Genomic DNA, 340 nt, shown 5'->3' with positions numbered 1-340 from the left:
TGGTAGCCGAATATAACGAAGAACAAGATAAGAAATATCACAAAGAATTTGGTGGCTCTCAAAAACCTACAGAAGAGAAAAAAGTGGAATTAGTAAAAGAAAAATTAAATGAAGAAGCTGTCGTTACAGATATTCAACTTGAAAAACCTAAGAATAACTATTCTTCAAATGATGTTGTTCTCGACCCTCTTTCTGAAATTGAAGATGATACATTCGTTGATGCAGAAGATGTCGGTGCAAAAGTTAAAAGCACTACGGTTATTTCAGAGAATGAATACCAAAGAGGTGGAAATTCTTTTCAATCGAATATTAACGATGTAGAGGATGAGTTAATTTAGCT

At 32.9% G+C, this 340-nt stretch carries 1 pseudogene; it reads left to right on the top strand.

Features of this window, described 5'->3' with window-relative positions:
• Positions 1–338, top strand: a pseudogene (locus MR160_RS34160) (type IV secretory system conjugative DNA transfer family protein); the annotation flags it as partial.
• Positions 339–340: the final 2 nt, after the last annotated feature.

The sequence above is a fragment of the Bacillus cereus group sp. BfR-BA-01382 genome, assembly GCF_022663475.1.
In the GTDB taxonomy this organism is placed as follows: Bacteria; Bacillota; Bacilli; order Bacillales; family Bacillaceae_G; genus Bacillus_A; species Bacillus_A thuringiensis_S.
Note: the sequence above shows the minus strand (reverse complement) of the source record. Positions and strands in the feature narration are given on the sequence as shown.